Raw genomic sequence first — 12,716 nt, forward strand, 5'->3', positions numbered from 1 at the left:
CCCGGAGTCACAGGTTCCGGTCGTAGACCATCCGCAGACCGATCAGCGTGATCATCGGCTCGTGGTGGGTGATGCTGCGGCACTCGTTGATCACCAGCGAGGCGAGGCCGCCGGTGGCGATCACCGCCTTCACCTCGCCCAACTCCTCGGTCATCCGCTCGACGATCCGGTCCACCTGCCCGGCGAAGCCGAAGTACAGGCCGGCCTGGAGGCACTCCACGGTGTTCTTGCCGATCACCGAGCGGGGCTTGGTGGCCTCCACCTTGCGTAGCTGGGCGGCCCTCGCGGCCAGCGCGTCGAAGGAGATCTCGATGCCCGGGGCGAACGCCCCACCGAGGAACTCACCCCGCCCGCTGATCACGTCGAAGTTGGTGGTGGTGCCGAAGTCCACCACGATCGACGGCCCGCCGTAGAGCGTGTACGCGGCCAGGGTGTTCACCACCCGGTCGGCGCCCACCTCCTTCGGGTTGTCGATCGCCAGCTGAACCCCGGTCCGCACCCCGGGCTCGACGATCACGCTCGGCAGATCGGCGTAGTAGCGACCGAGCATGGTGCGCAGCGAGCGCAGCGCGGCCGGCACCGTGGAGCAGGCGGCCACGCCGGTGATCTCGACGTTGTCCCCGGCCAGCAGGCCACGGAACATCAGACCCAGCTCGTCCGCCGTCGAGCGGGCATCGGTCTTGATCCGCCAGGAGTGCACCAGCTTGTCGCCGTCGAAGGTCGCCAGCACGGTGTTGGTGTTTCCGATGTCGATGCAGAGCAGCACGCACGAAGCCTAGACAACGACCGTACGGGCGGGCGCGGACCGGCCGGCGGACCGTATCCTGGTCCCATCACGACATGAGCATAGGTCAATCCACGGCGCGGCCGGACGGGGAGCGGACATGTCGGGGACGTGGTGGGTGCGCGGGCGCAACACCCTGCGCCGGCGCCGGCGACACGTGCTGGTGCTGGTCGCGCTGGCCGGCGGCGCGATCTGGATGATTGTGCAGGCGTGGCAGGCGTCCCGACGGGAGACCGGCAGCTTCGCCGGCGACCTCTACCTCAACATCGGCGCCGCGCTGATCATGACACTGCTGACCTATGTGGTGCTCAACCCGCTCTTTCGCGAACTCCAGACGGTCAGCATCATCGAGCATCCCCGGTTGGACCGGGACGCGCTGATCGAACGGGTCGCCCAGTGCCGGGAGATCGTGGCCATCCTGGAGACCTGGACCAGCATGCTCGAGGGCCCGTACGCGGCCCGGTTCGTGGCCGCGCTGCGCTCCGCGCTCGCCAACGGGGCCACCGTCAAGGTGCTGCTGCTGGACCCGGACTCACCGGCGGTCCGGCTGCGCGGCGAGGAGCTGCGCCGACGGGACGCCTCGGTGGCCATCCTCAACAACCTGTGGCACCTGGCCCGGCTCCGCGAGGAGCTGCCGGAGGCGTCCCGGGCCCGGCTCCAGGTCCGGGTCTACAGCGCCGCCCCCTCGGTGCAGATGTACCGCTGGGACGGCAAGGCGTTCATCTCGTTCTTCCCGGTGCAGGGCAGCACCTTCGACACCCAGCAGATCGAGGCGTTCGTCTCCACCCCCCTGGGCGAGTTCGTCGACGACCGGTTCGCCGAGCTGTGGGACACCGCGCCCCTGGAGGACCTGGAGGCCTGCCTCAGCCTGCGGCTCTGCCTGCGCCAGGCCGGGCGGGACCTGGAGACCTGCGAGGCGCTCTACGTACGCTCCGACGGCGACTGGTACATCGCCGGCACCGACCTGGTGCGCAACGTGGCCCGGCACGGCCTGGCCGGGCTGAACGTGGTGCTGGACCGACCGGAGGCGGCCGGCGAGGTCTTCGCCATCGGCGAGGCCGACGAGCTGGCGCCCGAGATCTACAACCGGGTGCTGGAGCTCTTCCGGGCCAAGTACGGCCTGGACGGCCGGCAGGACACCGAGAACAGGGTCATCTTCAATCTGGCCGCCACCTCACTGACCACCGTCTGAGGCCCGGCCAGGCATCCCCTTATTCGATGCGCAGGTCCATCGCGATGTCCAGGATGGGCGACGAGTGGGTCAGCGCGCCCACCGAGAGGAAGTCCACGCCCGTGGCGGCGTAGCGGGCGGCCACCTCCAGGGTGAGCCCGCCGGTCGCCTCCAGCTCCGCCCGGTCACCCACCGCGGCCACCGCCTCGGCCAGCGTCTCCGGGGTCATGTTGTCGCAGAGCAGGAAGTCCGCGCCGGCGTCCACCGCCTCCACCGCCTCGCCGACCGTGGTCACCTCGACCTGCACCGGCACCTCCGGGAACGCCTCCCGGACCCGCCGGTACGCGGCGGTGATGCCGCCGGCCGCCAGCTTGTGGTTGTCCTTGATCATGGCCACGTCGTAGAGGCCCATCCGCTTGTTGGTGCCACCGCCCGCCCGCACCGCGTACTTCTCCAGCGCCCGCAGGCCCGGCGTGGTCTTGCGGGTGTCCAGCACCATCGCCTTCGTGCCGGCCAGCGCGTCCGCCCAGGCCCGGGTGTGGGTGGCCACCCCGGACATCCGGCAGAGCAGGTTCAGCGCCGTCCGCTCGGCGGTGAGCAGCAGCCGGGTCGGCCCGGTCACCGTCGCCAGCACATCGCCGCGGGCCACCCGTTCACCGTCGCGGGCCACCGGCGACACCTCGACGGTACGGCCGAACCCGGTCACCTCGCCGACCAGCTCGAACACGGCGGCGGCCACGGCCAGCCCGGCCACCACGCCGTCCGCGCGGGCCACCAGGTCGGCGGTATCGGTCTGCTCCGCCGGGATCGTGGCCACGCTGGTCACGTCGAGGAAGTCCGGGCCCAGATCCTCGACCAGCGCGTTCTCGATCACCCGTCGCACCTGCGCCGGGTCCAGTCCGATCGCCTGCAACGCCCGCTGCGTCGACTCCGTCATGGCCTTTCCTCCCACTGCTGCGTCAACCCGCCCTGCGCCCCGATCGACCCGACCAGGTGGCCCAGCCACCGCTCGTCGGCCGTCGGGAAGTCCTCCCGCCAGTGGCAACCCCGGGTCTCGCCGCGCGCGTACGCGGCGGCCACCAGCGCCGACGCCACGGTGAGCAGGTTCGTCGCCTCCCAGTCGGCCGTCCGCGGCCGACCTCGGGCGGTGCCCAGCTCGGTCAACGTCCCGGCCGTCTCGGCCAGCGTGGCAGCCGAGCGGAGCACCCCGGCACCCCGGGTCATCGCCCGTTGCAGGGCCGGCGTCGCCTCGGCCGGCAGCACCCAGCCCGCACCACCGCGCCACGCGCCGGTGTCCGCCGGTCGGACCTGCTCGGGCAGGCCCGCCGCGATGTCGTCGGCGATCCGCCGGGAGAAGACCAGACCCTCCAGCAGCGAGTTGCTGGCCAGGCGGTTAGCGCCGTGCACGCCCGTGCAGGCGACCTCACCGCACGCGTACAGGCCGGGGATCGAGGTGCGGCCGAACAGGTCGGTACGGACACCGCCGGAGGCGTAGTGCGCGGCCGGGGCGACCGGGATCAGGTCGGTGGCCGGGTCCACGCCGATCGCCAGGCAGGACGCCACGATGGTCGGGAACCGCCCGGCCAGGAACTCGCCACCCAGGTGCCGGGCGTCGAGGAAGACATGGTCCGCGCCGGTGGCGAGCAGCACCCGGTGGATGCCCTTGGCGACCACGTCCCGGGGGGCCAGCTCGGCCAGCTCGTGCTGGCCCACCATGAACCGCTTGCCGTCCGCGTCCACCAGGTGCGCGCCCTCGCCGCGCAGCGCCTCGGAGACCAGCGGCTGCTGCGCGTGCCCGGCGCCGGGCACACCGGCACCGGGCGGTGTGATCAGGGCGGTCGGATGGAACTGGACGAACTCCACGTCGGTCACGGCCGCGCCGGCCCGCATCGCCAGCGCCACCCCGTCCCCGGTGGAGACCGCCGGGTTGGTGGTGGCCGCGAAGATCTGGCCCATCCCGCCGGTGGCCAGCACCACCGCCCGGGCCAGCAGTGCGCCGACACCGTCCTCGCTGCCCTCGCCGAGCACGTGCAGGGTGATCCCGCAGGCCCGGCCGAGCCCGTCCGGGCCGTCGCCGGGTGCCCGCAGCAGGTCCAGCACCAGGGCGTGCTCGACCAACCGGATCCACGGGTCCCGCCGCACCGCGGCGTGCAGGGCCCGCTGCACCTCGGCACCGGTGGCGTCCCCGCCGGCGTGCACGATCCGGTCCGCCCGGTGCCCGCCCTCACGGGTCAGCATCAACGAACCGTCCGGATGGCGGTCGAACTCGGCGCCGATCCGCATCAGCTCCCGCAGCCGGATCGGGCCCTCCTCGACCAGCACCTTGACGGCCGCCGGGTCGCACAGCCCGACGCCGGCGATCTCGGTGTCCGAGGCGTGCGCCGCCGGAGTGTCCCGCGGATCGAGCACCGCCGCGATGCCGCCCTGCGCCCACCGGGTCGAGCCGTCATCGATGTTGACCTTGGTGACCACCGTGACGTGCAGGCCCGCCTCGCGCAGGTGCAGCGCCGCGGTCAACCCGGCCACCCCGGAACCCACCACGATCACGTCGGTGGTCTCCACCCAGCCGGGAGCGGGCGCGGCCAGCAACGGGGGCAGGGCCGGCAGGTCGACGGTCGGAAGGTCCATCCCCCCAGTCAACCCGAACCGTCCTCCTCCGGGGCGGCGGGGGCGGGACGAGTGGTATGGGCTACCCCGTCCCGCGCCCACCGCGCCGCGCGGACCGGCGGCCGTGTCACTTCGTCCGGACCGGCAGCCCCGCCGGGCCCGCGCCCCGCAGCGAGGCGGTCACCGTACGGTCGCTGAGCCACAGGTAGCAGCGGACCCCCCGGTCACCGACCCTCCAGCGCCCCGCGCCCGGCGGGCGGACCACCACCCCGCTGCGGAACCGGAGCTCGGCGTCGTCCGGAACCCCGACATACCTGCCCAGGACGCTGCGGCAGCCGGTGTAGAGCGGCGCCCAGTCGGCGTCCCGGGTCGGGTACGGCCGGTCCGGCGCCCGCCACACCCCGACGAACTCGGCGTCGTGCCGGGCAGCGCACTCCACCGGGACCAGCGTCTGCACGCCCCGGCCCGCCCCGCCGCGGGTCTGTTGACAGCCCAACCGCAGCCCGGAGGGCTCCTTCAACGCGTCCCGCAGGCTGCCGGACCGGACCACCACCGTGGCCGCCGCCTCCACCGTGGTCAGCTCGCCGAGGTCGCACCGGTACCAGCGGGACCCGGCCGCCCAGCCCGGCGCCGACGGCAGCGCCGCCGACAGCCGCAGCCGGCCGGCCCGCCAGTCGTCGCCCACGTACCCGGTGGCCCGGGTGTCGCACTCGGCGAACGCGCCACGCAGCTCCGCCGAGCCGCCGCTCGGGGCGGTGGCCCGCTCGACCGGGAAAGCGCCCACGTGCACGGTCTCCACCCGGTGCGGGCCGGCCAGTCCATCGGCTGGCAGCTGGCCAGGGTCACCACGTCGGTGAAGTCGGCGGCCTGACACACCCCGGCGACCGGGGTGAACGCCGCCGCCGGCGGCAGCGCCGCCCAGTCGTCGGTCAGATCATCGTCCAGGCCGCCGGACCCGGCGCAGCCGACCAGCAGAACTGCCGTGACCGCAGCGGCGAGCAGGGTCGTCATCGCACGGCGCATCGCGGCCTCCCCCAGCCACCGACCAGCTTCCGACGGCGTGCCAAGGGTAACCGGACATGACCTTTCGGTGACAGACCGGAATCGTCGGGCGCGGGATCAGGCGCTGGCCACGGCCAGGGGGCTGGGCACCGGGTCGCCGGCCGTGCCGGGAGCCGCCGCAGCCGGATCGGTGCCCAGCTCGACCACCCGGTTGTCGGCGTCCACGTGCACCACCCGCGGCCGGTACGACCGGGCCTCGGCGTCGTCCATCTGCCCGTACGAGATCAGGATGACCAGGTCACCGGGGTGCACCAGGTGCGCGGCCGCGCCGTTGATGCCGATCACGCCGCTGCCCCGCTCGCCCGGAATGACGTACGTCTCCAGCCGGGCACCGTTGGTGATGTCCACGATCGCCACCTGCTCGCCGGGGAGCAGGTCGGCGGCGTCGAGCAGATCCTCGTCCACCGTCACCGAACCGACGTAGTGCAGGTCGGCCTGGGTCACCGTGGCCCGGTGGATCTTCGACTTGAGCATGGTCCGCAGCATCGGGATGGCCTTTCGCGAAAGTGGTGGAGGGTGCGGCCGGGTCAGGGGCGGGGAGCGAGGTGGATCGCCGCGTTGTCGATCAACCGCGTTGCGCCCACCCACGCGGCGATCACCAACCGCGCCGGCCCGGACACCGGCCCCGGCTCCAGTTCGGGATCGGTGAGCACCAGGTAGTCGAGCCGGGCGCCCGGCGTACCGGCGCCGAACGCGGCGTGCGCGGCGGTCAGCACCGCCCCCGCGTCCAGGCCGGCGTCGGCGGCCTGGACACCGGCCCGCAGCGCGGCGGACAGGCTCAGCGCGGCGGCCCGCTCGGGCTCGCTCAGGTAGCGGTTGCGGCTGGACAGCGCCAACCCGTCCGGCTCCCGGACGGTCGGCACGCCGACCACCTCGACGGGCACGTCCAGGTCCCGGGTCATCCGCCGGACCAGGGTGAGCTGCTGGTAGTCCTTCTCACCGAAGAACGCCAGGTCAGGCTTGGTGAGCTGGAACAGCTTCAGGACCACGGTGAGCACCCCGTGGAAGAAGCCGGGGCGGCTCGCTCCCTCCAACTCCCCGCCGAGCGGGCCCGGGTCGAGCCGCACCCGGGGCTGACCGTCCGGGTACATCTCGGCCACCGACGGGGCGAAGACCAGGTCAGCGCCGGCCCGACGGCACACCTCCAGGTCCGCGTCCAGGGTCCGCGGGTAGCGGTCGAAGTCCTCGTTCGGCCCGAACTGCAACGGGTTCACGAAGATCGTCACCAGCACATGGTCGGCACGGTCCCGCGCCGCGCGCAGCAGCGTCTCGTGCCCGGAGTGCAGGGCACCCATGGTCATCACCACACCGACCGTGCCCTTCAGCCCGGCGCGCGCCTCGGCCAGGTCGGCGCGGGTGTGTACGAGCTGCGTCACGCGGCCACCTCCCGGCTCGTGTCGGCGAGCACACCGAGCAGCGACTGCGCGTCCACCGGCCGCAGCCGGCCGGCGGCGATCGCCCGGTCGGCGGTACGCCGGGCCAGCGCCAGGTAGGCGGGAACGGACTCCGGGGCGGTCGCGGCCAACCGGGCCAGATGCCGCTGGACCGTGCCCGCGTCACCGCGCGAGACCGGGCCGGTCAGCGCGTCGTCGCCGAGCCGCAACGCGTTCTCCAGGGCGGCCCGCAGCAGCGGGGCCAGCACCTTCTCCGGCCGGGCCACCCCGGCGTCCCGCAGCCGGTCGGTCGCCTCGTTCACGAGGGTCACCAGGTGGTTCGCGCCGTGCGCCAGAGCGGCGTGGTACAGCGGGCGGTCGGCCTCGCCCACCCACTCGGGCACGCCGCCGAGATCGGCGACCAGCCGGGCGGCCAGTGGGCGCAGCTCCGCCGGTGCCGTCACCCCGTACGAGATGCCGGCCAGCCGGGTCAGGTCGTCCGGCGTACCGGTGAAGGTCATGGCCGGATGCAGGGCGAGCGGCCGAGCGCCCACCGCGGCAGCCGGTGCCAGTACGGCCAGCCCGTGCGCGCCGGAGGTGTGCGCGACCACCTGGCCCGGGCGCAGCGCGCCCCGGTCGGCGAGGTCGGCGACCACACCGGCCAGCGCGTCGTCCGGCACCGCGATCAGCAGCAGGTCGGCGGCGGCGTGGGCGACCGCGGCGACCGGGCGGCGGGGCACCTCGGGCAGCAGCAGGGCGAGCCGTGCGCGGCTGGCTCCGGAGCCGCCCGCGACGGCGACCACCCGATGGCCAGCGGCGGCGAGTGCGGCGCCCAGCACGGCACCGACCCGGCCGGCACCGATGACGCCAACGGTGAGCAGACGGGAGGTGACGGCAGCCGGGGCGCCGATGACGGCGCGATCCCGCGGTGCGGCGGGCCCCTGCGGGGCCGTCGGACGCGGGCGCAGCGGTGCGCTCATGACGACGATCCAGTCCTCGAGAAGGGGTACCGGTCGATCGCAAGTATGCGCCCGGCCTGCCGAACCGGGACAAGCATGTGTGAAAACGTTCACCACCGAAGGAACGGCCCCTCGTTGACGCCTCCGGTTGTACAAGGGACCCTTCCCAACAAGTCAGCGGCCGGGGTGCAGAAGACCAGCGTCGAGGAACTTGACCTTGGTGTCCGTACCGGCCTCGCCGTCCTCGTCCGGGATGTTTTGGCTGTCGTGCACCACCAGCAGGCCACCCGGGTACCCGAGCAATCGCCGGGAGGCCGGCCAGCAGCAGCGGTACGACCACCAGCGCGGGGATCACGAGTCGTCCCATGACCGCTGACCGTAGGGTCGGCACAGTGGCGCACCCTGAACGTGGAGTGAACTGATGTCAATTCCCTGGCGGGACGCGATGAGCCGGGCCCTCTACGGGCCGGACGGCTTTTTCGTCTCCGGCACCGGACCGGCCGACCACTTCCGAACCAGCGTGCACGCCTCCCCAGTGTTCGCCGGCGCGCTGCTGCGCCTGATCGCGGAGGTGGACACCGCCCTGGGCCATCCGTCGCGGCTCGACGTGGTCGACGTCGGGGCTGGGCGGGGAGAACTGTTGCATGAGCTGCTGCGATCCATCGAAGACGCCGCCGGGTTCGCGGTGGGGGTTTCCGGGGAGCCCACCCGCTCCGGGCGGTCAGGCTTGATCCCTCCGCGGGCGGGCTCCCCGGAAACCCTGACTTCCACGGCCTCCGCCCGTCGGTCGCCCGACGATCCGTCGGCCGTCGCCGTTCGTCCGTCGCTCGCGGAACGGGTGCGATTCACGGCAGTCGAGCTGGCACCCCGCCCCGAGCATCTGCCAGAAAAGATCGAGTGGGTCTCCGAGATCCCTGCTGGGATCAACGGCGTGCTGCTGGCAACCGAGTGGCTGGACAACGTTCCGCTGGACGTGGCGGTGCACACCGAGGACGACTGGCGATACGTGCTGGTCGATGCCGAGAACGGCGCGGAAACGATTGGTGAGCTGGTCAGTCCTGATGATCTCGACTGGTTGACCACATGGTGGACCAGACGCACGAGCCCTCGCCGTGCGGACCGTGACCCGAATCCGGCGGCGGCCGGAACGGCCGCGACTGGCGCAACCGAGTCGGGTTTCCGGGCAGCCCGGCCGGCGCAGGGATCAAGCCTGACCGCCCGGAGCCGGCCGGGCTGCCCGGAAACCCCCCACAGCAACCACACACGAGCCGAGATCGGCCGAAGCAGGGACGAGGCCTGGGCGAACGCGGTGAGGAAGATCGAGCGGGGCATGGCGGTGGCCGTGGACTACGGACACCTGCGGGAGGAACGGCCGGTGGACGGGACGCTGACCGGGTACCGGGGAGGGCGACAGGTACCGCCGGTGCCGGACGGGTCGGCTGACGTGACCGCGCACGTGGCCATGGACTCGGTCGCCTCCGCCGGTGCGGCGGTCGCCCGGTGCGCGTACTCCCTGGTCTCCCAGCGGGAGGCGCTGCGGGCGCTCGGGGCCGACGGTGGCCGACCGCCGCTGAGCCTGGCCGGCACCGACCCGGGCGGGTACGTGCGGGCGCTGGCCGCCGCGTCGGCGGTGGCCGAGCTGATCGACCCGGCGGGGCTCGGCGGGCACTGGTGGCTGCGCCAACCGGTCGGCATCCCGCTCGGTCCGGCCGTGGCACGATGACGGGCATGACCACCGACGCCGGGGACCTCCGTGAACTGACCGTCGGCACCGGGGCCGGCCTGGTCGCCGGCACCGGCGATCAGCAGCTCGGCACCGACATGGTGCTGAACATTGGCCCGCAGCACCCTTCCACCCACGGCGTGCTGCGGCTGAAGCTGGTGCTCGACGGCGAACGGGTGATCGCCTGCGAACCGATCATCGGCTACATGCACCGGGGCGCGGAGAAGCTCTTCGAGGTGCGCGACTACCGGCAGATCATCGTGCTGGCCAACCGGCACGACTGGCTCTCGGCGTTCTCCAACGAGCTGGGTGTCGTGCTCGCGGTGGAACGGCTGATGGGCATGGAGGTGCCCGAGCGGGCCACCTGGCTGCGGATGGCACTGGCCGAGCTGAACCGGGTGCTCAACCACCTGATGTTCCTCGGCTCCTACCCGCTGGAGATCGGCGCGATCACACCGGTCTTCTACGCCTTCCGGGAGCGGGAGACCATCCAGGCGGTGATGGAGGAGGTCTCCGGCGGCCGGATCCACTACATGTTCAACCGGGTGGGCGGCCTCAAGGAGGAGGTGCCGTACGGCTGGACCGGCCGGGCCCGCGCGGCGATCGGCGAGGTACGCCGGCGGCTGCCCGACCTGGACCACCTGATCCGGCGCAACGAGATCTTCCTGGCCCGGACGGTGGGCGTGGGGGTGCTCTCCGCCGCGGACGCCGCCGCGTTCGGCGCGTCCGGGCCGGTGGCCCGGGCCTCCGGGCTCGACCTGGACCTGCGCCGCGACGATCCCTACTTGGCCTACGACCAGTTGGACGTGCCGGTGGTCACCCGCACCGCCGGAGACTGCCACGCCCGCTTCGAGGTGCTGCTCGACCAGGTGTACGCCTCGCTGGACCTCGCCGAGCAGTGCCTGGACCGGGTGGACCGGCTGACCGGGCCGATCAACACCCGCCTGCCCAAGGTGCTCAAGGCGCCGGAGGGCCACACCTACGCCTGGACCGAGAACCCGCTCGGCATCAACGGCTACTACCTGGTGTCCCGGGGTGAGAAGACGCCCTGGCGGTTGAAGCTGCGCACCGCGTCGTACGCCAACGTGCAGGCACTGGCCACCCTGCTCCCCGGTTGCCTGGTGCCGGACCTGATCGCCATCCTCGGCTCGATGTTCTTCGTGGTCGGGGACATCGACAAGTGACCCCGAGCGAATCGGCCGCCGGTCAGTGCCAGCGGTCGGTGGCCGGGGCGCCTCCGGCGCGCGGCACGTCGTCCTGCGGCGGGTAGCCGTACCGCTCGTCGACCCGGCGCCGGCCGGTCCGTTCCGGTGCGGGCTCCGCCTGGTGGCCCCGCTGGCGCGGCGGACGCCACTCGTCCGGCACCGGCACGCCGCCCACCGGCAGCGCCGGCCGGTCCGCCGGCTCGTCCCGCCAACCGCCGTCGCGGTCGTAACGGCGCACCGGCTCGTCCCGGGGGTACGGCTCGCGCTCGTCGTACCGGCGCGGCTCGTCGTAGCTGCGCGCGTCCTCGTGGCGGCGGGGCTCCTCGTGGCGGACGGAGGCCCAGCGGTCGGCCACCCGGTACTCGGCGCCCGTGGCGTCGGCGTGCACCTCGGCCCGGCGCTCCCCGACCCGCAGCTCACGGCCGTTCTCGTCGTCCCGCACGGCGGCCCACCGGTCACCGGCCCGCAGCTGCGACCAGTACTCACCGGTGTCGTCCGCCCGCAGGGCCGGTCCGGGCTGCGGCACGGCGGTGGCCCGGTCGGGTTCGCGCTCCTCCGACCAGCCACGATCGTCGGGGCCCGCCCACGAATCCGGCTGCCTCCGGTCCGCGACGGGCTGCGGCCGGGCCCCCCGAACGGACTCGTCGGGCCGGGGGTACGCCTCGCGCGGATCAACCCACTCCGGCTCGTCGCGGCGGTCCGCCCAGCCGTGCTCGTCACCGTCCGGGCCGGGCCCACCCCGCTCGGCCCCCCAACCCGATCTGTCCCGCGAGCCGGTCCGGCCGGGCTCACCACGGGTCGCGGCCTGCGCGCCCCGGGACCGCTCCTCCGCGCTGCCGCCCGGGGTCCACTCCTGCGCCGGCGCGGTCCACTGGCCGGCGTACCCACCGCCGTACCGCCCACCCGGCTCGGCCGGACCGCCGTCGACAACGGTGTGCCGGGTGGTGACGTGCACCGTCTCGGTGTGCCGCACCACGCCGACCGGACGGTGCACCGACTCGGGGCGGTCGTGCTCACGAGGGCGGGGCACGGAGCCGTACCCGGCGGCCGGCCGCTCCGCGCCGTACCCGGCGGCTGGCCGCTCCGCGCCGTACGGCCCGGGGGCCGGTGGCTCGGCGCCGTAGAGCCCGCCGCTGACCGGCGGCTCGGCGCCGGCGTCGGGGGCCTCCGGGTGGTACGCCGGCTCACCATCGTCCGCGCGCTCGGGGCGGCCCCACCGGGCACCGGTGTGCTCCGGGGGCGACACCCGGCCTCGGCCCGCCGGGGCGTCGCCGGGCACCGACACGCGGCTGCGGACGGCCGGGGCATCGTCGACCGGCTCGCCGGCCGGCACCCGCGCCCGGCCGGCACCCGCCGGTTCGGCGGCCGGGGCGGCGCCGGGGAGCGCGGCGCCGCTGGCGTCGAGGCGGCGGCGGACGGCGGCGACGCCCTCCTGTGCCCGCTGCGCCTGGTCGAGCGCCTGGTTACCGCGCTGTGCGGCGGCGACGATTTCGGCGCGCAACTCCCGGCGGAGCTCCTCGATCTCGTCCAGGAGCTCATCGGCCTGTGCCGAGGCGCCGTCGCCGTCCGGCCGCAGCGCGATGGAGAGGCCGATCAGCACCACCGCCAGGATGGCGAGCACCGCCGCGAAGCGCAGCGGCCCGTTGCCGTCGGCGACCAGCAGGATCAGCGCCGCCACCGGGGCGAGGGCCACGCCGGCCCAGAAGAGCATGGTCAGCAGCGGCGGTTGACGCCGGGCATCGGGGGCGACCGGGGCTGGCATGGCTGTGCAGCCTACCGAGGATCTCCAGCTGAGGGAACGGGGTCCCGGGAAGCGCGGACGCCCCCGCCCC

The 12,716-nt window shown here is 73.8% G+C and carries 10 protein-coding genes and 1 pseudogene; 3 read left to right on the forward strand and 8 right to left on the reverse strand.

Annotated elements, in window-relative coordinates; all coding sequences use genetic code 11:
* Positions 1 to 7 precede the first annotated feature (7 nt).
* Positions 8 to 766 (reverse strand): type III pantothenate kinase, encoded by a 759-nt coding sequence (locus BUS84_RS21520; protein ID WP_074315086.1) that lies wholly within the window; start codon positions 764 to 766, stop codon positions 8 to 10.
* Between the two features lie 118 nt (positions 767 to 884).
* On the opposite strand from BUS84_RS21520, the gene BUS84_RS21525 reads away from it, so the two are divergent.
* Complete coding sequence (locus BUS84_RS21525; protein ID WP_143728472.1) at positions 885 to 1,976, forward strand: DUF5919 domain-containing protein; 1,092 nt, start codon at positions 885 to 887, stop codon at positions 1,974 to 1,976.
* Positions 1,977 to 1,995: 19 nt separating this feature from the next.
* Here BUS84_RS21525 and nadC read toward each other — a convergent pair whose 3' ends face one another.
* The 6 genes and pseudogenes from nadC to BUS84_RS21555 all read right to left on the reverse strand — a co-directional run bounded on the left by nadC (position 1,996) and on the right by BUS84_RS21555 (position 7,977).
* Positions 1,996 to 2,892 carry a carboxylating nicotinate-nucleotide diphosphorylase gene (gene nadC, locus BUS84_RS21530; protein WP_074315090.1) on the reverse strand — a complete coding sequence of 299 codons (897 nt, stop codon included), beginning with the start codon at positions 2,890 to 2,892 and terminating at the stop codon, positions 1,996 to 1,998.
* The gene (locus BUS84_RS21535) at positions 2,889 to 4,583 is read right to left on the reverse strand and encodes an L-aspartate oxidase (RefSeq protein ID WP_074315092.1); all 1,695 of its coding nucleotides are present in this window, start codon (positions 4,581 to 4,583) and stop codon (positions 2,889 to 2,891) included. The genes nadC and BUS84_RS21535 overlap by 4 nt, the downstream gene beginning before the upstream one ends.
* A 106-nt stretch (positions 4,584 to 4,689) precedes the next feature.
* Positions 4,690 to 5,585 (reverse strand): annotated as a pseudogene (locus BUS84_RS21540) (septum formation family protein).
* A 96-nt stretch (positions 5,586 to 5,681) separates the two neighbouring features.
* Positions 5,682 to 6,110 (reverse strand): aspartate 1-decarboxylase, encoded by a 429-nt coding sequence (gene panD / locus BUS84_RS21545; protein ID WP_074315094.1) that lies wholly within the window; start codon positions 6,108 to 6,110, stop codon positions 5,682 to 5,684.
* Between the two features lie 41 nt (positions 6,111 to 6,151).
* Complete coding sequence (gene panC / locus BUS84_RS21550) at positions 6,152 to 7,000, reverse strand: pantoate--beta-alanine ligase (protein ID WP_074315095.1); 849 nt, start codon at positions 6,998 to 7,000, stop codon at positions 6,152 to 6,154.
* Positions 6,997 to 7,977 (reverse strand): Rossmann-like and DUF2520 domain-containing protein, encoded by a 981-nt coding sequence (locus BUS84_RS21555; RefSeq protein WP_074315097.1) that lies wholly within the window; start codon positions 7,975 to 7,977, stop codon positions 6,997 to 6,999. Before BUS84_RS21555 ends, panC begins: the two co-directional genes overlap by 4 nt.
* A gap of 406 nt (positions 7,978 to 8,383) precedes the next feature.
* Between BUS84_RS21555 and BUS84_RS21560 the strand changes: the two genes are divergently transcribed.
* Together BUS84_RS21560 and BUS84_RS21565 are read left to right on the forward strand one after the other, a co-directional pair.
* Positions 8,384 to 9,679 carry an SAM-dependent methyltransferase gene (locus tag BUS84_RS21560; protein WP_425293496.1) on the forward strand — a complete coding sequence of 432 codons (1,296 nt, stop codon included), beginning with the start codon at positions 8,384 to 8,386 and terminating at the stop codon, positions 9,677 to 9,679.
* A complete protein-coding gene (locus BUS84_RS21565; RefSeq protein ID WP_208869713.1) occupies positions 9,676 to 10,863 on the forward strand; it encodes an NADH-quinone oxidoreductase subunit D in 1,188 nt (395 codons plus the stop codon). Before BUS84_RS21560 ends, BUS84_RS21565 begins: the two co-directional genes overlap by 4 nt.
* Before the next feature lie 22 nt (positions 10,864 to 10,885).
* On the opposite strand, the gene BUS84_RS21570 is transcribed toward BUS84_RS21565, so the two are convergent.
* Complete coding sequence (locus tag BUS84_RS21570) at positions 10,886 to 12,646, reverse strand: hypothetical protein (RefSeq protein WP_074315101.1); 1,761 nt, start codon at positions 12,644 to 12,646, stop codon at positions 10,886 to 10,888.
* Positions 12,647 to 12,716 lie beyond the last annotated feature (70 nt).

Source organism: Micromonospora cremea (assembly GCF_900143515.1).
Taxonomy (GTDB): Bacteria; Actinomycetota; Actinomycetes; order Mycobacteriales; family Micromonosporaceae; genus Micromonospora; species Micromonospora cremea.

Coding starts and splice junctions, on each gene's coding strand:
- BUS84_RS21565 (WP_208869713.1), top strand. CDS start 9,676: ATGACGGGCATGACCACCGACGCCGGGGACCTCCGTGAACTGACCGTC.
- BUS84_RS21525 (WP_143728472.1), top strand. CDS start 885: ATGTCGGGGACGTGGTGGGTGCGCGGGCGCAACACCCTGCGCCGGCGC.
- BUS84_RS21535 (WP_074315092.1), bottom strand. CDS start 4,583: ATGGACCTTCCGACCGTCGACCTGCCGGCCCTGCCCCCGTTGCTGGCC.
- panD (WP_074315094.1), bottom strand. CDS start 6,110: ATGCTGCGGACCATGCTCAAGTCGAAGATCCACCGGGCCACGGTGACC.
- BUS84_RS21555 (WP_074315097.1), bottom strand. CDS start 7,977: ATGAGCGCACCGCTGCGCCCGCGTCCGACGGCCCCGCAGGGGCCCGCC.
- nadC (WP_074315090.1), bottom strand. CDS start 2,892: ATGACGGAGTCGACGCAGCGGGCGTTGCAGGCGATCGGACTGGACCCG.
- BUS84_RS21570 (WP_074315101.1), bottom strand. CDS start 12,646: ATGCCAGCCCCGGTCGCCCCCGATGCCCGGCGTCAACCGCCGCTGCTG.